Origin of the sequence: Citrobacter sp. FDAARGOS_156, from assembly GCF_001559235.2 — a bacterium.
GTDB classification, from domain to species: domain Bacteria; phylum Pseudomonadota; class Gammaproteobacteria; order Enterobacterales; family Enterobacteriaceae; genus Citrobacter; species Citrobacter youngae.
The window spans coordinates 815,356-835,292 of sequence record NZ_CP014030.2; the positions used below are offsets into that span (position 1 = coordinate 815,356).

At 52.9% G+C, this 19,937-nt stretch carries 23 protein-coding genes; 16 read left to right on the forward strand and 7 right to left on the reverse strand.

Features of this window, described 5'->3' with window-relative positions:
- Window positions 1–204 precede the first annotated feature (204 nt).
- The 6 genes from ulaA to AL515_RS04015 are packed head-to-tail and all read left to right on the forward strand — an operon-like array spanning window position 205 to window position 4,613.
- Window positions 205–1,602 (forward strand): PTS ascorbate transporter subunit IIC, encoded by a 1,398-nt coding sequence (ulaA, locus tag AL515_RS03990; protein ID WP_040232971.1) that lies wholly within the window; start codon window positions 205–207, stop codon window positions 1,600–1,602.
- A gap of 15 nt (window positions 1,603–1,617) precedes the next feature.
- Window positions 1,618–1,923 carry a PTS ascorbate transporter subunit IIB gene (gene ulaB / locus AL515_RS03995; RefSeq protein WP_003025655.1) on the forward strand — a complete coding sequence of 102 codons (306 nt, stop codon included), beginning with the start codon at window positions 1,618–1,620 and terminating at the stop codon, window positions 1,921–1,923.
- 9 nt (window positions 1,924–1,932) lie between these two features.
- Window positions 1,933–2,400, forward strand: a complete 468-nt coding sequence (gene ulaC / locus AL515_RS04000) for a PTS ascorbate transporter subunit IIA (protein ID WP_048212878.1) — start codon at window positions 1,933–1,935, stop codon at window positions 2,398–2,400.
- A gap of 12 nt (window positions 2,401–2,412) precedes the next feature.
- A complete protein-coding gene (gene ulaD, locus AL515_RS04005) occupies window positions 2,413–3,063 on the forward strand; it encodes a 3-keto-L-gulonate-6-phosphate decarboxylase UlaD (protein ID WP_061067104.1) in 651 nt (216 codons plus the stop codon).
- A gap of 9 nt (window positions 3,064–3,072) precedes the next feature.
- Window positions 3,073–3,927, forward strand: a complete 855-nt coding sequence (locus AL515_RS04010; RefSeq protein WP_061067105.1) for an L-ribulose-5-phosphate 3-epimerase — start codon at window positions 3,073–3,075, stop codon at window positions 3,925–3,927.
- A complete protein-coding gene (locus AL515_RS04015; RefSeq protein ID WP_061067106.1) occupies window positions 3,927–4,613 on the forward strand; it encodes an L-ribulose-5-phosphate 4-epimerase in 687 nt (228 codons plus the stop codon). The genes AL515_RS04010 and AL515_RS04015 overlap by 1 nt, the downstream gene beginning before the upstream one ends.
- 136 nt (window positions 4,614–4,749) lie before the next feature.
- On the opposite strand, the gene yjfY is transcribed toward AL515_RS04015, so the two are convergent.
- The gene (gene yjfY / locus AL515_RS04020; RefSeq protein WP_061067107.1) at window positions 4,750–5,025 is read right to left on the reverse strand and encodes a DUF1471 family protein YjfY; all 276 of its coding nucleotides are present in this window, start codon (window positions 5,023–5,025) and stop codon (window positions 4,750–4,752) included.
- A gap of 298 nt (window positions 5,026–5,323) precedes the next feature.
- On the opposite strand from yjfY, the gene AL515_RS04025 reads away from it, so the two are divergent.
- The 6 genes from AL515_RS04025 (at window position 5,324) to AL515_RS04050 (ending at window position 8,752) form a co-directional block, all read left to right on the forward strand.
- Complete coding sequence (locus AL515_RS04025) at window positions 5,324–6,088, forward strand: TSUP family transporter (protein ID WP_061067108.1); 765 nt, start codon at window positions 5,324–5,326, stop codon at window positions 6,086–6,088.
- A 158-nt stretch (window positions 6,089–6,246) separates the two neighbouring features.
- Window positions 6,247–6,642 carry a 30S ribosomal protein S6 gene (gene rpsF, locus AL515_RS04030; RefSeq protein ID WP_003025672.1) on the forward strand — a complete coding sequence of 132 codons (396 nt, stop codon included), beginning with the start codon at window positions 6,247–6,249 and terminating at the stop codon, window positions 6,640–6,642.
- A gap of 6 nt (window positions 6,643–6,648) precedes the next feature.
- Window positions 6,649–6,963 (forward strand): primosomal replication protein N, encoded by a 315-nt coding sequence (priB, locus tag AL515_RS04035; RefSeq protein ID WP_003025674.1) that lies wholly within the window; start codon window positions 6,649–6,651, stop codon window positions 6,961–6,963.
- A gap of 4 nt (window positions 6,964–6,967) precedes the next feature.
- Window positions 6,968–7,195 carry a 30S ribosomal protein S18 gene (gene rpsR / locus AL515_RS04040; protein ID WP_000135199.1) on the forward strand — a complete coding sequence of 76 codons (228 nt, stop codon included), beginning with the start codon at window positions 6,968–6,970 and terminating at the stop codon, window positions 7,193–7,195.
- Window positions 7,196–7,236: 41 nt separating this feature from the next.
- Window positions 7,237–7,686, forward strand: a complete 450-nt coding sequence (rplI, locus tag AL515_RS04045) for a 50S ribosomal protein L9 (RefSeq protein ID WP_003025676.1) — start codon at window positions 7,237–7,239, stop codon at window positions 7,684–7,686.
- A 142-nt stretch (window positions 7,687–7,828) separates the two neighbouring features.
- The gene (locus tag AL515_RS04050) at window positions 7,829–8,752 is read left to right on the forward strand and encodes a DMT family transporter (protein ID WP_105242142.1); all 924 of its coding nucleotides are present in this window, start codon (window positions 7,829–7,831) and stop codon (window positions 8,750–8,752) included.
- 58 nt (window positions 8,753–8,810) lie between these two features.
- Here AL515_RS04050 and AL515_RS04055 read toward each other — a convergent pair whose 3' ends face one another.
- On the reverse strand, window positions 8,811–9,461 hold the full coding sequence (locus AL515_RS04055) for a LysM-like peptidoglycan-binding domain-containing protein (RefSeq protein WP_048212872.1): 651 nt from the start codon (window positions 9,459–9,461) through the stop codon (window positions 8,811–8,813).
- 218 nt (window positions 9,462–9,679) lie between these two features.
- Between AL515_RS04055 and fklB the strand changes: the two genes are divergently transcribed.
- Together fklB and cycA are read left to right on the forward strand one after the other, a co-directional pair.
- Window positions 9,680–10,300, forward strand: a complete 621-nt coding sequence (gene fklB, locus AL515_RS04060; RefSeq protein ID WP_048213487.1) for an FKBP-type peptidyl-prolyl cis-trans isomerase — start codon at window positions 9,680–9,682, stop codon at window positions 10,298–10,300.
- Between the two features lie 308 nt (window positions 10,301–10,608).
- A complete protein-coding gene (gene cycA / locus AL515_RS04065) occupies window positions 10,609–12,018 on the forward strand; it encodes a D-serine/D-alanine/glycine transporter (protein WP_048212871.1) in 1,410 nt (469 codons plus the stop codon).
- An 83-nt stretch (window positions 12,019–12,101) separates the two neighbouring features.
- On the opposite strand, the gene ytfE is transcribed toward cycA, so the two are convergent.
- A complete protein-coding gene (gene ytfE / locus AL515_RS04070) occupies window positions 12,102–12,764 on the reverse strand; it encodes an iron-sulfur cluster repair protein YtfE (RefSeq protein ID WP_061067109.1) in 663 nt (220 codons plus the stop codon).
- A 245-nt stretch (window positions 12,765–13,009) separates the two neighbouring features.
- On the opposite strand from ytfE, the gene AL515_RS04075 reads away from it, so the two are divergent.
- Complete coding sequence (locus AL515_RS04075) at window positions 13,010–14,581, forward strand: methyl-accepting chemotaxis protein (protein WP_061067110.1); 1,572 nt, start codon at window positions 13,010–13,012, stop codon at window positions 14,579–14,581.
- A 61-nt stretch (window positions 14,582–14,642) separates the two neighbouring features.
- Here the strand turns inward: AL515_RS04075 and AL515_RS04080 are convergent, their stop codons facing one another.
- From AL515_RS04080 to AL515_RS04090, 3 genes are all read right to left on the reverse strand, one after another.
- Window positions 14,643–15,611: a DMT family transporter gene (locus AL515_RS04080; RefSeq protein ID WP_061067111.1), complete on the reverse strand. Its 969-nt coding sequence runs from the start codon at window positions 15,609–15,611 to the stop codon at window positions 14,643–14,645.
- Window positions 15,612–15,687: 76 nt separating this feature from the next.
- Window positions 15,688–16,512 carry an AraC family transcriptional regulator gene (locus tag AL515_RS04085; protein WP_048213486.1) on the reverse strand — a complete coding sequence of 275 codons (825 nt, stop codon included), beginning with the start codon at window positions 16,510–16,512 and terminating at the stop codon, window positions 15,688–15,690.
- 81 nt (window positions 16,513–16,593) lie between these two features.
- On the reverse strand, window positions 16,594–17,442 hold the full coding sequence (locus AL515_RS04090) for an SDR family oxidoreductase (protein WP_061067112.1): 849 nt from the start codon (window positions 17,440–17,442) through the stop codon (window positions 16,594–16,596).
- Window positions 17,443–17,532: 90 nt separating this feature from the next.
- Here AL515_RS04090 and AL515_RS04095 point away from each other — a divergent pair, with 90 nt between their 5' ends.
- Window positions 17,533–17,913 carry a winged helix-turn-helix transcriptional regulator gene (locus AL515_RS04095; RefSeq protein ID WP_005134463.1) on the forward strand — a complete coding sequence of 127 codons (381 nt, stop codon included), beginning with the start codon at window positions 17,533–17,535 and terminating at the stop codon, window positions 17,911–17,913.
- A gap of 42 nt (window positions 17,914–17,955) precedes the next feature.
- Here AL515_RS04095 and cpdB read toward each other — a convergent pair whose 3' ends face one another.
- Complete coding sequence (gene cpdB / locus AL515_RS04100) at window positions 17,956–19,899, reverse strand: 2',3'-cyclic-nucleotide 2'-phosphodiesterase (RefSeq protein WP_061067113.1); 1,944 nt, start codon at window positions 19,897–19,899, stop codon at window positions 17,956–17,958.
- Between the last annotated feature and the right edge of the window lie 38 nt (window positions 19,900–19,937).

Sequence of the window (19,937 nt, forward strand, 5' to 3'; positions counted from 1 at the left end):
TTTCTGTAATTCATTGATTTAATTGGTATTGAATGTTTTTCATAGCATTGAATAATTACCCATTTTTCAAATGTGGTAATTATTTGCGTACTTCATCACATTTAATCAAATTTAATCTTGTTGTGATTACTTTTGAAAATTACAGTGAGTGCACAACATCCTGGCGTGTGGAAAGCCCGGCAACTTCGTCTACTGGAGATCGTTATGGAGATCCTCTACAACATCTTTACCGTCTTTTTTAATCAGGTTATGACCAACGCCCCGCTGTTGCTGGGTATTGTGACCTGTCTTGGCTATATCCTGTTGCGTAAAAGTGTCAGCGTTATCATTAAAGGCACGATCAAAACGATTATCGGTTTTATGCTGCTGCAGGCGGGATCTGGCATTCTCACCAGCACGTTCAAACCGGTAGTGGCGAAGATGTCCGAGGTTTACGGTATCAACGGTGCGATTTCCGATACCTATGCCTCCATGATGGCAACCATCGAACGTATGGGGGATGCCTATAGCTGGGTAGGGTACGCGGTACTGTTGGCGCTGGCGCTAAACATTTGTTACGTACTGCTACGGCGGATAACCGGTATTCGCACCATCATGCTGACCGGGCACATCATGTTCCAGCAGGCGGGCCTGATTGCCGTCTCTTTCTACATCTTTGGCTATTCCATGTGGACGACCATCATCTGCACTGCGGTGCTGGTGTCGCTCTACTGGGGTATTACCTCCAATATGATGTACAAACCGACCCAGGAAGTGACCGACGGTTGCGGTTTTTCCATCGGTCACCAGCAGCAGTTCGCCTCGTGGATTGCCTACAAAGTCGCGCCTTACTTGGGTAAGAAAGAGGAGAGCGTGGAAGATCTCAAGCTGCCAGGCTGGCTGAATATCTTCCATGACAACATCGTTTCTACCGCGATAGTGATGACCATTTTCTTCGGCGCGATCCTGCTCTCTTTTGGCATTGATGTGGTTCAGGCGATGGCGGGTAAAACCCACTGGACAGTCTATATCCTGCAGACTGGTTTTTCGTTCGCCGTCGCTATTTTCATCATCACCCAGGGAGTACGTATGTTCGTTGCTGAACTTTCAGAAGCGTTCAACGGTATCTCTCAACGTTTGATTCCCGGCGCGGTGCTGGCCATCGACTGCGCGGCGATTTATAGCTTTGCGCCTAACGCGGTGGTCTGGGGCTTTATGTGGGGCACTATCGGCCAACTGATTGCGGTGGGCATCCTTGTGGGCTGCGGCTCCTCCATCCTGATTATCCCAGGCTTTATCCCGATGTTCTTCTCGAACGCCACTATCGGCGTATTTGCTAACCACTTTGGCGGCTGGCGCGCGGCGCTCAAGATTTGCCTGGTGATGGGGATGATCGAAATCTTTGGCTGCGTCTGGGCGGTGAAGCTTACCGGTATGAGTGCCTGGATGGGCATGGCGGACTGGTCAATTTTGGCGCCGCCGATGATGCAGGGTTTCGCCTCCATCGGCATCGTGTTTATGGCCGTCATTATTTTGATTGCACTGGCTTATATGTTTTTCGCAGGGCGTACGTTGCGCGCTGAGGAAGACGCAGAAAAACAACTGGCAGAACACTCTGCTTAAAAAGGAGTTCCGATTATGACCGTACGTATTCTGGCTGTATGTGGCAATGGGCAGGGCAGTTCCATGATCATGAAAATGAAGGTGGATCAGTTTTTAACCCAGTCAAATATCGACCATACGGTAAACAGCTGTGCCGTGGGGGAATACAAAAGTGAACTGAGCGGCGCAGATATCATCATCGCCTCTACTCATATTGCCGGCGAGATTACCGTATCTGGCAATAAATATGTTGTCGGCGTGCGCAACATGCTGTCTCCCGCCGATTTTGGACCAAAACTGCTGGAAGTGATCAAAGCGCATTTCCCACAGGATGTGAAGTAAGGACGCACCATGAAATTACGTGATTCGCTGGCAAACAATAATTCCATCCTTTTACAGGCCGAGGCCAGCACCTGGCAGGAAGCGGTAAAGCTTGGCGTGGATCTGCTGGTTAAGGCTGATGTGGTTGAACCACGCTACTACCAGGCCATCCTCGACGGAGTAGAACAGTTTGGCCCGTACTTTGTGATTGCGCCGGGCCTTGCTATGCCGCATGGACGTCCGGAGGAAGGGGTTAAGAAAACCGGTTTTGCGCTGGTGACGCTGAAAACGCCGCTGGTGTTTAACCACGAAGATAACGACCCGGTCGATATTCTGATCACGATGGCGGCAGTTGACGCCAACACGCATCAGGAAGTGGGCATTATGCAGATCGTGAATCTGTTTGACGACGAAGCCAATTTCGACCGTTTACGCGCCTGCCGCACCGCGCAGGAAGTGCTGGATTTAATTGATAACGCCACTGCGGCGGCTGTTTAAAAGGATACCAAAATGTCATTACCTATGTTGCAGGTAGCGCTGGATAACCAATCAATGTCTTCCGCGTATGAAACGACGCGTCTGATTGCCGAAGAGGTCGATATCATTGAGGTGGGTACGATTCTTTGCGTGGCAGAGGGCGTTCGTGCCGTTCGCGATCTGAAGGCGCTTTACCCGCATAAAATAGTGCTGGCGGACGCTAAAATTGCCGACGCGGGCAAAATCCTCTCCCGCATGTGTTTCGAAGCCAACGCTGACTGGATTACTGTCATCTGCTGTGCCGATATCAACACCACCAAGGGTGCGCTGGAGGTGGCGAAAGAATTTAACGGTGACGTACAGATTGAACTGACCGGCTACTGGACCTGGGAGCAGGCGCAGGAGTGGCGTGACGCGGGTATTGGGCAAGTTGTCTATCACCGCAGTCGTGATGCGCAGGCGGCAGGCGTGGCGTGGGGAGAGGCGGATATCAGTGCGATCAAGCGACTGGCCGATATGGGCTTTAAAGTTACCGTTACTGGTGGTCTGGCGCTGGAGGATCTGCCGCTGTTCAAAGGGATCCCGATTCACGTCTTTATCGCTGGTCGCAGCATTCGCGACGCCGCTTCTCCGGTTGAGGCCGCTCGTCAGTTTAAACGTTCCATCGCCCAGTTGTGGGGATAAGGAGCGGCTATGTTGTCGAAACAGGTCCCGCTCGGTATTTATGAAAAAGCACTCCCCGGCGGGGAGTGCTGGCTCGAACGCTTGCAACTGGCGAAGGAACTGGGCTTTGACTTTGTCGAAATGTCGGTTGATGAAACCGATGCCCGTCTGGCGCGTCTTGACTGGAATCGCGAGCAGCGACTGGCGCTGGTGGCGGCTATCGCCGAGACAGGGATACGAGTACCGTCCATATGCCTGAGTGCTCATCGTCGTTTCCCGCTTGGCAGCGAAGATGATGCGGTACGCGAACAGGGGCTGGAAATTATGCGTAAAGCCATTCAGTTTGCGCAGGATATTGGTATTCGCGTTATTCAACTGGCGGGTTACGACGTCTATTACCAGCAGGCCAATAACGAAACGCGTCGTCGGTTTCGCGATGGGCTAAAAGAGAGCGTGGAGATGGCGAGCCGTGCGCAGGTGACGCTGGCGATGGAAATCATGGATTATCCGCTGATGAATTCGATCAGCAAGGCGTTGGGTTACGCCCACTATCTCAACAATCCGTGGTTCCAGCTGTATCCCGATATTGGCAATTTGTCGGCGTGGGATAACGACGTGCAGATGGAACTGCAGGCTGGGGTAGGCCATATCGTCGCGGTACACGTGAAGGATACCAAACCTGGCGTATTCAAAAATGTGCCGTTTGGTGAAGGAGTCGTTGATTTCGAACGTTGTTTTGCGACGCTCAAACAGAGTGGATACTGCGGGCCATACCTGATTGAGATGTGGAGTGAAACGTCGGATGACCCGGTACGTGAAGTTGCGAAGGCGCGCGATTGGGTGAAAACGCGTATGGCCAACGCAGGTCTGGTGGAGGCGGTGTAATGCAAAAACTTAAACAGCAGGTTTTTGAGGCTAACATGGATCTGCCTCGCTACGGGCTGGTGACATTTACCTGGGGCAACGTCAGCGCCATTGACCGTGAACGTGCGCTGGTGGTGATCAAGCCCAGCGGCGTCGCCTATGAGCACATGACCGTTGATGATATGGTCGTGGTCGATATGTCAGGGAAGGTGATAGAAGGCGGCTTTCGTCCTTCTTCCGATACCGCCACCCATCTGGCGCTCTACCAGCGTTATCCGTCGCTGGGCGGAGTCGTGCATACGCACTCTACTCATGCCACGGCCTGGGCGCAGGCGGGGCTGGCGATCCCGGCACTGGGTACCACTCACGCGGACTACTTCTTTGGCGATATCCCTTGTACCCGAGCATTAACTGAAGCTGAAGTGCAGGGCGAGTATGAGCTGAATACCGGCAAGGTGATCATTGAAACGCTGAGCAACGTAGAACCACTGCATACGCCGGGTATTGTGGTGTATCAGCACGGTCCCTTTGCCTGGGGCAAAGATGCTCACGACGCAGTACATAACGCTGTTGTGATGGAAGAGGTGGCAAAAATGGCATGGATTGCGCGTGGCATTAACCCGGCTCTCAGCGCTATTGACGGTTATCTGATGAATAAGCACTTCATGCGTAAGCACGGTCCAAACGCCTATTACGGGCAGAAGTAAGAAAAAACGTTCCGAAGCCAACTCTTCATGGGGATGAGATCGGTCTGGCTTCGGGATTTTTTTGCAAAAAAAAAAAGCCCCCAATGAAGGGGGCAAGTCAAACTGTGGCAATGTTCTCGTTGGTTATTTCTGGGTGCTAGCGATAAATATCTGCACTGGCGTGCATATTTCCGTTACTACCGGGTTCCCTGGTGAGGATCACGTGATAGTAGGTTGCGCCTTGCGCATCGGTTTCTTCATTCAGGGCCTGAGTGGCTTCACTTTCAGTGGCGAAGTTATGATTTATGTAAATAACGCCTAAGCTCTGCACATCATCCATATTCCTGGCCTGATGATTGTCAATTTTGATGGCTGCCGTTGCATTTGCACTGAGCAAAAGTACAGCCAGAAGGGTCAAAATACGGGCTCGCATAGGTACCTCCTCGACTGCGGTCTCTGGTTAGCTCTCTCCTGTGAGTGGATAACTTCTGATTTAATTTTAACCGCTGCCGGCGCTGTCGATAGCGACCATTTCTGATGCAGTTGTTCAAAAAATTACCGCAAAGTCATCTTTTCTTTAATTAACAATCAGCTGATGCCTTCCGCTGCGGTTAAAAATACCTGCCTTACGCGCATAAGCTCTTACCAAATAGTCAATTTAATCGGGTGAGTACGCCGTTTATAGTGAGCCAGATAATTAATATAACTTTATGATAATAAGGCAAAAACTTATGGATACTTCATTCATGGATTTCAGCTACTTTGTGATTATGTTTATGGTCGCGCTGGTGGCAGGCTTTATTAATGTGGTGTCGGGCGGCGGCGGTTTTCTCTCTATTGGCGCATTATTGATTTCCGGTTTACCCCCGGCTAACGCGCTGGCAACCAATAAGATTCAGGCGTTGGGCAGTTCGCTGACCTCCGGAATTTACTTTTTACGCCGGGGACATATTAATGTGCAGGAACACAAATATGTCTTTTTATCTGCCTTTATCGGTTCTGCGCTGGGCACGACGCTTATCCAGTTTATTGAGCCGGACGTGTTGAAGAAACTGCTGCCGATCCTGATAATCGCGGTCGCCATCTACTTTATTTCTGCGCCTAATCTTAGCGAACCGAAAAGGAAGCAGCAGGTGTCCCTGTTTCTCTTCTCGTTGATCTGCGGGGGAGGTATTGGGTTTTATGATGGTTTTCTCGGTGCCGGGGCCGGCTCCTTTTATACGCTCTGCTATATCCTGCTGTGGGGGTACAGTATCGATAAAGCGCAAATTCACTCGAATTTTATCAACCTGGCGTCGAACATTGCCTCTATTCTGTTCTTCATTTTCGGCGGTAAAATGATCTGGTCGCTGGGGCTGGTGATGTTTGCCGGACAATCCCTTGGCGCACGTCTTGGTGCGACGGTGGTACTGACGCGCGGGAAGAAAGTTATCCGGCCGATGATTGTCATTGTCTCCATTTGCATCAGCGTCAAAATGCTGCTGGATATGTATTAATGGCGACATGATAAATAATCGTACAAGCACCTTGAGTTTACCTGCTGACCCCAGTATTATGACGCGTCATTTTTCAGCCGACCTTTAACACGTTCCTTGCCTCCATGGGCCTCGGCTGACCCAGACAGGAGGCTGAATAATCCGTAAGGAGCAATTCGATGCGTCATTACGAAATCGTTTTTATGGTCCATCCTGACCAGAGCGAACAGGTTCCGGGTATGATCGAACGCTACACTGCTGCCATCACTGGTGCAGAAGGCACGATCCACCGTCTGGAAGACTGGGGCCGCCGTCAGCTGGCTTACCCGATCAACAAACTGCACAAAGCTCACTACGTTCTGATGAACGTTGAAGCGCCGCAGGAAGTGATCGATGAGCTGGAAACTACCTTCCGCTTCAACGATGCCGTTATCCGCAGCATGGTTATGCGTACTAAACACGCTGTTACCGAAGCATCTCCGATGGTTAAAGCGAAAGACGAGCGTCGTGAACGTCGCGATGATTTCGCTAACGAAACCGCAGATGATGCTGAAGCTGGGGATTCTGAAGAGTAATTTCTGATGACCAACCGTCTGGCGTTGTCCGGCACCGTGTGCAGGGCTCCCCTTCGAAAGGTCAGTCCATCAGGAATTCCTCATTGCCAGTTCGTGCTTGAGCATCGTTCTGTGCAGGAGGAAGCCGGGTTTCACCGGCAGGCGTGGTGCCAAATGCCCGTTATTATTAGCGGACACGAAAACCAGGCCATTACTCACAGTATAACGGTCGGTAGCGCAGTGACCGTTCAGGGGTTCATCTCTTGCCACAAGGCAAAGAACGGCCTGAGCAAAATGGTTCTGCATGCCGAGCAGATTGAATTGATAGATTCTGGAGACTAGCCATATGGCACGTTATTTCCGTCGTCGCAAGTTCTGCCGTTTCACCGCGGAAGGCGTTCAAGAGATCGACTATAAAGATATCGCTACGCTGAAAAACTACATCACCGAAAGCGGTAAGATTGTCCCAAGCCGTATCACCGGTACCCGTGCAAAATACCAGCGTCAGCTGGCTCGCGCTATCAAACGCGCTCGCTACCTGTCCCTGCTGCCGTACACTGATCGTCATCAGTAATCGGTCACGGTCCATTAATACGACTTTGAGAGGATAAGGTAATGCAAGTTATTCTGCTTGATAAAGTAGCAAACCTGGGTAGCCTGGGTGATCAGGTTAACGTTAAAGCGGGCTATGCTCGTAACTTCCTGGTACCACAGGGTAAAGCTGTTCCTGCTACCAAGAAAAACGTTGAATTTTTCGAAGCGCGTCGCGCTGAACTGGAAGCCAAACTGGCTGACGTTCTGTCCGCTGCTGAAGCTCGTGCTGAGAAAATCAACGCACTGGAAACCGTAACCATCGCGTCTAAAGCTGGCGACGAAGGTAAACTGTTCGGTTCCATCGGTACTCGCGACATCGCTGACGCTGTAACTGCAGCTGGCGTTGAAGTTGCTAAGAGCGAAGTTCGTCTGCCGAACGGCGTTCTGCGTACCACTGGTGAGCACGAAGTGAGCTTCCAGGTTCACAGCGAAGTGTTTGCTAAGCTGACTGTAAACGTAGTTGCAGAATAAGTTTTTATTCTGATGACCGCGTAAAAGCGCCGGCCCTGTGCCGGCGTTTTGCTTTTCTACCCTCCTGTTTTTCGCTCTGGCTATTCTTTGTCCTTTTCGGGATAATCATAAAAATAAAACATTATTTCAAAGTGGTGATGGAATGGAACCAACGCACCAACCTCTGTTCGCGCGTAAAAATGTTGTCTACCTGGGCGCAGCCTTCTGTTGTCTGTTGTGGGGGAGCGCTTATCCAGCGATAAAAAGCGGATACGAGATCTTCCAGATTGCCACGGATGACATTCCGTCAAAAATTGTCTTTGCCGGCTATCGCTTCCTGTTTGCGGGATTATTGCTGCTACTGTTGGCGATGGCGCAGCGTAAACCGATTGGCCGGTTAAGCCTGCGTCAGTACGGCCAACTCACGCTGTTGGGGCTGACGCAAACCTCGCTGCAATACATCTTCTTCTATATTGGCCTGGCGTTCACGACGGGGGTGAAAGGGTCCATCATGAATGCGACCGGGACATTCTTTAGCGTGCTGTTGGCCCATTTTATCTATCAAAACGACAAACTAAGCTACAACAAAGCACTAGGTTGTATTCTGGGTTTTACCGGCGTGATGGTGGTGAACTTTAACAGCGGAATGGATTTTAGCTTCAGCCTGTTAGGTGATGGTTCAGTGGTGATGGCGGCCTTTATCCTTTCTGCCGCCACGCTATACGGTAAACGCATTTCTCAGACGGTAGACCCGACGGTCATGACAGGCTACCAACTGGGGATGGGCGGTCTGGCGTTAGTTATCGGCGGTTATGCTTTTGGTGGCACGTTGACCGTACACGGCTTAGCTTCAGTGGCTATTCTGGGTTACCTGACGTTGCTTTCATCGGTGGCCTTCGCTTTGTGGAGCATTTTGCTCAAGTACAACCGCGTGGGGATGATTGCGCCGTTTAACTTCCTGATCCCGGTTTCGGGGGCGGTGCTGTCGGCGATATTCCTCGGCGAAAACATTCTCGAATGGAAATATGCGCTGGCGCTGGTGCTGGTCTGTTCGGGGATCTGGTGGGTGAATAAGGGGAAGCGTTAGTGCTTCACCTTGAGGCCTGATGGCGCTACGCGCATCAGGCCTACTGACTGAGACAGTCTTAGCGTGCGCGAATAAAGCTGCCGTTGGGCTGGCGGGTAAACAATATCTGCTGACCATTTCCGCTATCAATGGTTAACCCGGTCACCACCCCGTTAGCATTCTGCCTGATTTGGATCATCTGGCCGTCTTTCAAATTGCTCAGCGGCTTCCCGGCACCTTCCACTTGCGCCATGGCGTACACATCAGTTGGCGGAAGGTTATGGTCCCGGAAGACCTGCGCCAGCGTTTTCCCTGAGTCTACGCGGTAGGTACGCCACTGCTGCTCAATACCACTATTCTGCTGAAAGGGCTGCGTCTGAGGCTGTGATTGCTGAGCCTGCGGCTGCGCGTCTGGTTCTCCTTCCTGGATGGGTTCCGGCGCAACGGGAGCCACCTGGCCGGGATCGTTTTGCGGGGCCACTAACTGTGCCTGAAGCTGAGCCTCTGTTGGCGGCTGCGACTGTGACTGTAAATCCAGCTGGGCAGTACGCGTAACCACAGGGGTATCAGTAGTGTCACTGGAAGGAAGCAGGAAACCTATCACCAGCACGATAGCAGCAATAATAATGCCGCGTCGGTGCATAGGCGGTAGCGGGTCCATAATGCGAAAATTGTCCGGTGCATGCCAGATTTTCGCCAGGGTTGGTTTTAATTCAAAGCGCCCGGGCATGGCTTTCCTCCTGCTCCGCGTCTCGTTCCTCTGTCATAGAGTATAGATCGCTAACTCTATGATACTTGTTCAGGTACCCGCTTTCGTGACATTGATGCGGGCAATAGCATTGTTTCTTTTTCCTCGCGATTTGTCATCTGTTCCCGAGACAAAGTTTTACCGGATGCGGCATGGCTGATATGCTGCCCGCTACTTTACATCCGATGAAAGGAAATATGATGGCTAACCCGACTTTTGACACTATCGAAGCGCAAGCAAGCTACGGCATTGGTTTGCAGGTAGGACAACAGCTGAGCGAATCCGGTCTGGAAGGGCTGTTGCCTGAAGCGCTGGTAGCGGGTATCGCTGATGCGCTGGAAGGTAAACACCCGGCAGTGCCTGTTGATGTTGTGCACCGTGCGCTGCGTGAAATTCACGAACGTGCTGATGCAGTACGTCGCGAGCGTTTCCAGGCTATGGCGGCTGATGGCGTCAAATATCTGGAAGAAAACCGTGAGAAAGAGGGTGTGAACAGCACTGAATCCGGTCTGCAGTTCCGTGTTCTGACTCAGGGCGAAGGTTCTATCCCGGCACGTACCGACCACGTACGCGTGCATTATACCGGTAAACTGATCGACGGTACCGTGTTTGACAGCTCTGTTGCGCGTGGCGAACCGGCTGAATTCCCGGTTAACGGCGTGATCCCTGGCTGGATTGAAGCACTGACCCTGATGCCGGTAGGTTCCAAATGGGAACTGACTATTCCTCAGGAACTGGCTTACGGTGAGCGTGGCGCTGGCGCATCCATTCCTCCGTTCAGCACACTGGTATTTGAAGTTGAGCTGCTTGAAATCCTGTAAGCAGTAACTTCTGTTCCCCCCGACGCTGGGGGGAGCAACAAAATAGCGTGAAAAGCTATAGTTACGTCGATGTCGATATTTTATCTTGCAAATGATGTTATTGCGTGTATTTTTGTGAACTGATTCTCGCTATCAGAGTGATATGACACTCACTTTAAACATAAAATTAACATTATATCTAAATCTTAGTATTCATCCCGCCGATTCTTACCTAATATCGATGAGTCCTGCCAACAGGATCGTCGTATCATAGACACACTAAAGGCCGTAGAGCCTGAACAACACAGACAGGTACAGGAAGAAAAAACATGGTAGATCAGGTAAAAGTCGACGCCGTTGAAGAGGCTTCGTCTGAACAGTCGCTACGGCGCAATCTCACAAACCGTCATATTCAACTTATTGCCATTGGTGGCGCTATTGGTACCGGCCTGTTTATGGGCTCAGGGAAAACCATCAGCCTCGCCGGGCCGTCGATCATTTTTGTCTATATGATCATCGGTTTTATGCTGTTTTTCGTGATGCGGGCAATGGGAGAATTGCTGCTCTCGAATCTCGAATACAAATCCTTTAGTGATTTCGCCTCCGACCTGCTCGGGCCATGGGCCGGGTATTTTACCGGCTGGACCTATTGGTTCTGCTGGGTGGTTACCGGGATGGCAGACGTCGTTGCGATTACGGCGTATGCGCAATTCTGGTTCCCCGGACTGTCAGACTGGGTGGCATCACTGGCGGTGATCATTCTGTTGCTGGCTCTTAACCTCGCCACGGTGAAAATGTTTGGTGAGATGGAGTTCTGGTTTGCGATGATCAAAATCGTCGCCATTGTCGGCCTGATTGTCGTCGGTCTGGTGATGGTACTGACGCACTTCCAGTCGCCAACCGGCGTTCAGGCTTCGTTCACGCATCTGTGGAATGACGGTGGCTGGTTCCCGAAAGGTCTGAGCGGCTTCTTTGCTGGCTTCCAGATAGCAGTCTTCGCGTTTGTTGGTATTGAGCTGGTAGGTACGACGGCTGCAGAAACTAAAGATCCGGAAAAGTCTCTGCCGCGCGCTATTAACTCGATTCCAATCCGTATCATCATGTTCTACGTTTTCGCGCTGATCGTGATTATGTCCGTGACGCCGTGGAGCTCGGTAGTACCAACCAAGAGCCCATTCGTTGAGCTGTTTGTGCTGGTCGGTCTGCCTGCGGCGGCGAGCCTGATTAACTTTGTGGTGCTGACTTCAGCGGCCTCTTCCGCAAACAGCGGCGTGTTCTCTACCAGCCGTATGCTGTTCGGCCTGGCACAGGAAGGCGTTGCGCCTAAAGCGTTTGCCAAGCTGTCTAAACGCGCGGTTCCGGCGAAAGGTTTAACCTTCTCCTGTATCTGTCTGCTGGGCGGCGTGGTGATGCTCTATGTGAACCCGAGCGTGATTGGCGCGTTCACCATGATCACCACCGTGTCGGCAATCCTGTTTATGTTTGTCTGGACCATCATTCTTTGCTCATACCTGGTGTACCGCAAACAGCGTCCACACCTGCATGAGAAATCGATCTACAAGATGCCGTTAGGCAAGCTAATGTGCTGGGTATGTATGGCGTTCTTTGTCTTCGTACTGGTGCTGCTGACTCTGGAAGAAGATACCCGTCAGGCGTTGATGGTGACGCCGCTGTGGTTCATCGCGCTGGGTCTGGGCTGGTTGTTTATCGGTAAGAAACGTATGGCGGGTATGCGTTAAGCGTTGTCATATCGGACACAAAAAAGGCCACATAAGCAGTGGCCGAATTCGGACTTCAGGAAGGCGCTCTCGGGCGCCTTTTTTTATTCACCTGCGAGGGCACGCGGGAACAACACATTGTTTTCCAGACTGATGTGTTCCATCAGATCGTCGATCATCTCGTTAATGCCGTTATACATGGCTTTCCAGGTGGTGCAGGCTTCTGGTGGCGGCGTCACGTTATGGGTGATGTGTTTGATCACTTCCACCAGTTCACCCGCATCGTCATGTTCGCTTTCCATCACGCTGATTGGCCCCATCGCCTGGCTACCCATGCCCTGTTTGATCATTGGGAACAGGATCTGCTCTTCTTTCATCATGTGGCTGGACAGCTCTTCATGCAGCATCGTCAGGTTCTTCGCCAGACCACGCGGTACGCTCGGCTTGTCGGCATGAACACGTTCAACTTTAGTGGCCTGCAGGATCAGCTCCGGCAGCTGTTCGCGGTGGCGATCATGATATCGAATGACGATATGGTCGATGATTTCTGCCAGTGCCACGGTACGCCAGTCTTTTTCCAGCGGTTGTTCAGCCAACTGGGCGAGCTGCGCCTCGATAGCTTCCACATCCAGCTCTTTACGTGCGGCAGCGCGTGCCAGCGTTTGCTTACCGCCGCAGCAGTAATCCATATCGTATTTACGAAACAGGGCCGAAGCGCGAGGAATAGAGAGCGCCAGTTCACCTAAAGGTTGATCGCGATAAGACATAGCCGTTACCTCATTCTCAATAATATAAGGTGTATTTTAAATACAACTTATGAGGAAGGATATAACCCTTTCGGGTCAGAGGATTTTGTGATGATTGTCACGAAAATTTCTTATCTCGTTAACATGCTGAATCTTATTGAAAAGGGACAAAGCGGCGAAAAAAGCTACGCCACAAGATTAAATAAGCCGACGCAGCTGCCGATAGTTAGACCTCAGACAATACCTGCATAATTAAAAGGCAACAGATGTTCAAACGAATCAAAGTGATAACCTTACTTATCACCGTGTTACTCGCCCTGGGCGCGATGCAGCTCATTTCCGCAGGCGTATTTATTGGCGCGCTTAAAAACGACAAGGAAAACTTTAACGTTTCTCAACTTTCCAGCCAGAACGTGGCGGAGTTTACCGATGCATGGATTAGCCTGAACCAGGCTCGCGTCACGCTCAACCGGGGCATGCTACGTTTACAGGGCACGATGGCCAGCGATATTAACGGCGGTCAGTTGAAGGAACTGGTGAACACGGCAAATCGCCTGTTGGCCGAATCGAAAGAGCATTACGATAAATACTACGCTCTGCCGGAAACGCCGGGGCTGGATGAGCATCTGGCCGATCGACTGGAAGAACAGTACGGCATCTATTCTGCGACGCTGGCAAAAATGAACGCGCTGCTGGCTGAAGGCAAGCTGGAAGAGATGTTCAAGCAGAATGCCGAGCAAAAGCAAACGGCCATGCAGGAAGTTTATCGGGAATGGCGTAGCGCGCAAACGGCGCTGGCCACTGCCGGAGTGCAGGACAATGAGAGTGACTACCAGAAGATAATCTGGCTGCTGTCCGCGGTGATGCTGATTGTCGTCACCGTGATTATCGCCAGTTGGCTGGCGATGCAGCGAGTGCTGCTCAAGCCGCTCCACGAGGTGATGGGACATATTCGCCATATTGCCGCAGGTGATCTGACGCACCGCATCAACGCCGATGGCAGTAATGAAATGGCGCTGCTGGCAGGCAACGTCCGCGACATGCAGCAGGCGCTGGCGAACACAGTCAGCGTGGTGCGTGATGGGGCTGACACCATCTATACCGGGGCGGGTGAAATTGCCGCTGGCAGTAACGATCTCTCTTCACGTACCGAACAGCAGGCTGCTTCTCTGGAAGAAACTGCTGCCAGCATGGAACAACTCACCGCAACCGTGAAACAGAATGCGGATAACGCGCGTCAGGCGACCAGTCTGGCAAAAAATGCCTCGCAGACGGCGCAGAAAGGTGGAGCCGTGGTCGACGGTGTGGTGCGTACGATGGATGAAATCGCCACCAGTTCCAGCAAAATCGCGCAAATAACCACTGTTATCGACGGCATTGCTTTCCAGACCAACATCCTGGCGCTGAACGCGGCGGTAGAAGCGGCGCGCGCGGGCGAACAGGGGCGCGGCTTTGCTGTAGTCGCAGGTGAGGTGCGCACGCTGGCACAGCGTAGCGCTCAGGCGGCAAAAGAGATTAAGGCGCTGATTGATGACTCGGGGAATCGGGTTAATGCCGGTACAGCGCTGGTGCATGAAGCGGGTGAAACGATGGCGGAAATCGTCAGCGCCGTGACCCGCGTGACCGATATTATGGGCGAGATAGCCTCGGCCTCCGATGAACAGAGTCGGGGTATCGATCAGATCGGCCAGGCGGTGGCTGAGATGGATCGCGTCACGCAGCAAAACGCCTCGCTGGTGGAGGAGTCCGCTTCCGCCGCCGCCGCGCTCGAAGAGCAGGCCGCGCGGTTGAACCAGACGGTGGGGGTGTTTAAAGTGTCGCGCCGGATGGCGGCGTAAACGCCTTATCCGGCCTACATGAGATCGTATAGTCCTTGTAGGCCTGATAAGCGCAGCGCCATCAGGCATCCCCCGAAACCGGCACTACCGCCGGTTTCTGCGGTTTTGACCGCACCGCAATCACCACGCCTATTATCAGCAGCGCAATACCGCTTACCGTCAGCAGCGGCGGAAATTCCTTGCGCAGAATAAAGGTGTACAGCAGGCCAGCCAGCGTTTCGAAGACAATCAACGGGCCGAGGATCACCGTCGGCAGCTTCTGGCTGGCGACGTTCCAGCACAGTGCGCCAACCCACGAACACAAGACCGCAATGGCTATCATCAGGCCGATAAACACGCCTGGACGCGGACCGAAGGGCAGAGCGAAGTCCGGCGTTTGCCCGTTTAGCCACAGGCAGGCGGCAACATAGCCGAGCAGAGAAACAGGCAGCGTCACCAGTGCCTGGGCCGTCGCCCACATCATCGGGTGCTTATCCGGATTCTCGCGCAGCCAGCGGGCATTATGCAGCGCATACCACGCCCAACACACCACCGAAATCAGCGCCAGTGCGATGCCAGAGCCATATCGCCAGCCGCTAAAATCAGGCAGCCCTTGATTCAGCTCTGAGATATTCACGCACAGTAGGCCTATACCAATCAACACCAGCGCAGGCGACAAACGCCACCATGATAATTTGCCGTCACGCTGGCTGTAGAGCAGGTTAGCGAAGACCGGGATCACCACCGGCAATGTACCAATAATCATCGTGGAGACCGGTGCGCCGGTGCGCTGGATAGCGCTTGCCAGGCAAACGTAATAAATCAGATTGCCCATCAGGGTTAACGTCAGCGCAGTTACCCAGTCTTTGCGCGTCAACTGACGCAGTCGTCCGCGACCCAGCCAGGCAATCGGCAATGCGATCAGCCCCAGCGCCAGATAACGCCCCATCGACTGTAACACCGCCGGGTATTCCGGAACGATCAGCGGTCCAACAAAAATTAATCCCCACATCAGCCCGGCCAGCAGGGCATACAACACACCGCTAATCATTTTTGACATCCACATCGCTTAACATAAGGTCGAGTGTAGGCAGGAAAAATGCCGCCGTATTGTATGAGATTGCTGATCAACGCCGGACGACTTGTTTCTGATAACGTACCGGCGTAATGCCGTAGCGATGGGTAAAGGCGCGGGTGAGATGCGACTGGTCGGTGAGGCCGGTTGCGGCGGCGACCTCTGCGGCGGGCATACCGTAGGTAAGAAAACCTTTGGCTCGCCACAGACGGATCGCCATCAGCATCTGGTGCGGCGTGACGTGGAAATGCAATTTGAACTGGCGCTGAAAATGCCAGGGACTCAGCGATGCCACCCGCGCCAGTTCATCGAGCGTGACCGGGTGCATGTAATTATCGTGCAGATACTCGCGCACGCGTTCAAAGCGATGCGCCCCCTCCGGTAATACCGGCGCATGGCGGGCCAGCGGTTGGAACGTGTCGATCAGATCGAGCAATAGTCCTTTTTGCGCCAACGGATCTTCGGTGTTCCACAGACCGTGGATCAACGAGCAGATCTGGCGCGAGCGCAGCGGATCGTGACGGGTAACGTCATGGAACCACCAGTGGCGGATCCCGGTGACCTCTTCCAGAAGATCGGGCTCAAGATAAATCATCCGATAGCGCCAGCCGTCGGCGGTTTCGGCCTCGCCGGTGTGCAGCTCATCAGGATTCATGGTTACGACGGAATGGGCGGGGGCCACGTACTGCGTGCCGCGATAGCGAAAACGCTCGGCTCCGGCTTCTATCGCGCCAATGCCGAACGCTTCATGAGTGTGCGGCTCAAAGGCGTAACGTGAGATGTGCGCATGATACAGCTCTACGCCCGGCACCTGCGCCAGATGGCGAAAGCGGGCGCTGTCTTTCTCATCAATAAACTGCTCAGGTACACCTTGCACGTTTTCTCTCCCCACGCATCATCCTGTCATTATCAGAGAGGATGCGCGGGGATGCCACCACAATTAACTAATTTTTAACACTTACACGATGCCTTTGACGCTGTCAGCCAGCGAGGTGGTCGGGCGACCAATCAGTTTGCTTAGCGTATGGCTGTCGTCGAACAGACCGCCTTTGGAGGCGCCAGTGTCTGAGTCAGCCAGCATGTCCGCCAGCCCGGCTGGTAGACCAAAGCCCTTTAGTGCGGCGGCAAAGTCAGTTTCGCTCAGGTTCTGATACACCACTTTTTTACCGCTCTGTTTTGCCAGTTCGGCAGCCAACTGGCTCAGGGTCCAGCCTGCGTCGCCCGCCAGCTCATAGGTTTTACCGGCGTGACCGTCTTCACTGATGACGCGCGCGGCGGCAGCGGCATAGTCGGCGCGGGTCGCTGAGGCAATTTTGCCTTCACCTGCAGCCCCGATAAATACGCCGTGTTCCAGCGCGGCCGGTGCGCTGGCGAGATAGTTTTCGGTGTACCAGCCGTTACGCAGTAGCGCGTAGGCGATACCGGATTCAGCCAGCATCTTCTCGGTTGCGATATGCTCATCAGCCAATCCCAGTGGGGAAGAGTCGGCATGTAGCAGGCTGGTGTAGGCGATAAATTTCACGTGGGCAGCTTTCGCCGCGTTAATTACGTTGCGATGCTGCGGGGCACGTTGTCCCACTTCGCTCGACGAGATCAGCAGTAGCTTGTCGATACCCTGTAGGGCAGCTGTAAAGGCGGTTTCATCGCTGTAATCCGCCTGACGAACGGTAATGCCCTGCTGGCTAAGCGCCGTCGCTTTCGCAGGGTTACGCACAATGGCCACAATCTGGCTGGCAGGAACAGTTTTCAGCAGAGTTTCAATAACGTGTTGGCCCAGTTGGCCGGTGGCACCGGTAATCGCGATCATGGGGTGACTCCTTGGTATTGGTCTTGTGTTTAAACACGCTAACACCTAAACTAACTTTTAGTAAGTACGTACAAAAAGGTAAGTATGAAAATGGCCACACCAACGCTTTCTCAGCAGTTACGCGATGGCAACTTGTTCGCCGAGCAGTGCCCCTCCCGCGAGGTGTTAAAACACGTCACCAGCCGCTGGGGGGTGTTGATTCTGGTTGCGCTGCGCGACGGTACGCACCGTTTCAGCGACTTGCGTCGTAAGATGGGCGGCGTCAGTGAAAAGATGCTGGCGCAATCTCTGCAAGCGCTGGAGCAGGACGGGTTTATCAACCGGGTATCGTATCCGGTCGTACCGCCGCATGTGGAGTATAGCCTGACGTCGTTGGGTGAGCAGGTGAGCGATAAAGTCGCCGCACTGGCGGACTGGATAGAACTGAATTTGCCGCAGGTGTTGGCGCAGCGGGAAGAGCGGGCGGCGTAAAGTATTGCCGGATGGCGGCTAACGCCTTATCCGGCACTAAAGTTACTTACTCAAATCCAACTGATAAATGGCGAAACCGATGTCATCGGTCGCGACTTTCTTCAGCGGATATTGCCCTTTCTCTTTGATAAACGCCGCGGCTTTATCAGACGGTGATGTTTCAAAGCGAATATCCAGTGGCGTATCGCTGTGAATTGGCGCCAGACGCCAGTTGTTATCTGCCGCTGGATGAATTTCACCGGCACGCTTCGTCTCGGCACCTATCCATGCCGCCAGCACCGAGCGGTTTTCATCCGGTGATGCAAACGCGATGTGGCTGTCGCCGGTTCCGGCAAACTTACCGCCGTAGGCGCGGTAGTTGTTGGTCGCGACGAGGAAGGTGGCATTCGGATCGATTGGTTTGCCGTTAAAGGTCAGATTTTTAATACGTTCCGCTTTCGGATTAATGGTCTGACATTCCCCGTCGTAGCGGGCGGGTTGTGAAACATCAATCTGATAATTCACGCCATCAATCACGTCGAAATTATAGGTACGGAAGCCGTCCCAGTTAATCAACGACTGTGGTTTGCTGCTGTGGATATCAATCTGATTGAACTGCCCGGCGGAACATTCCAGCCACTCTTTCACCTCTTTACCGCTGGCTTTCACCACCACCAGAGTGTTGGGATAGAGATACAAATCAGCGGCGTTACGGAAGGTTAACTGGCCTTTTTCGACTTCTACAAAGCTTGCCGGATCGTTCTTGCGTCCGCCGACCTTAAACGGCGCGGCGGCGGAAAGTACCGGCAGTTTCGCCAGATCCGGATCGCCCTGAATAAAGTGCTCTACATAGGCTTTCTGCGCATTATTCACCACCTGCACAGTCGGGTCATCCTGTACCAGCGCCAGATAGCTGTACATATTGTCGGCGGATTTACCGATCGGTTTGCTGACGAACTCGCGCGTGGCATCGTGATCGGCTTTCAGGATCTCAACGATTTTCTTATCTTCAACGGCCAGTGATTTTTTCGCCGCCGCGTCATAAATCGGACGAGCTTCGGCTTTCGCCTGGGTGACCTGCCATTTCCCGCTGTCGTTATTCAGTACCAGATCGACCACGCCCAGATGATCGCCCCACATGCCAGGCATCACCGCCGGAACGCCGTTCAGGGTACCTTTAGAGATATCTGCGCCTTTGATATTGGCAAAGTCTTTACCCGGGAAGACGGCGTGAGCGTGACCAAACATAATGGCATCCACGCCCGGGACTTCACTGAGGTAGTAAACGGAGTTCTCCGCCATTGTCTGATACGGGTCGGCAGAAAGCCCGGAGTGAGCTACTACCACCACCACATCCGCGCCTTTGGCTCGCATCTCAGGCACGTATTTACGTGCGGTTTCGGTGATGTCGTTCACCGTCACTTTACCGCTGAGGTTGGCTTTATCCCAGGTCATGATCTGCGGCGGCACAAAACCGATATAGCCTATCTTCAGCGTCTGCTTGTTCCCTTGCTGGTCGACAACCTCAGTGTCTTTGATCAGATAAGGCGTAAACAGCGGCTTTTTGGTCTTAACGTCGATGATATTGGCATTAACGTAAGGGAACTTCGCCCCGGCTAGTGCGTTGTGCAGATACTCAAGACCGTAGTTGAATTCATGGTTGCCGAGGTTACCCACCGCGTAATCCAGCGTATTCAGCGCCTTATAGACCGGGTGAGTTTCGCCCGCTTTCAGCCCCTTGGCCGCCATGTAATCCCCGAGCGGACTGCCCTGAATCAAATCGCCGTTATCAACCAGCACGCTGTTTTTGACTTCACCACGCGCAGCGTTGATAAGACTCGCCGTACGCACCAGGCCAAATTTTTCAGTCGCCGTATCTTTGTAATAATCGAAATCCATCATATTGCTATGCAAATCAGTTGTTTCCATTATCCGTAGATCGACGGTCGCGGCATTCACACTGGCTGCAATCAGCGTAGCCAGAAGCGTTGCACTAAACTTAATCATCAGGGGCATCCTTTTAAGATCTAAGCCACAAAAGAAAA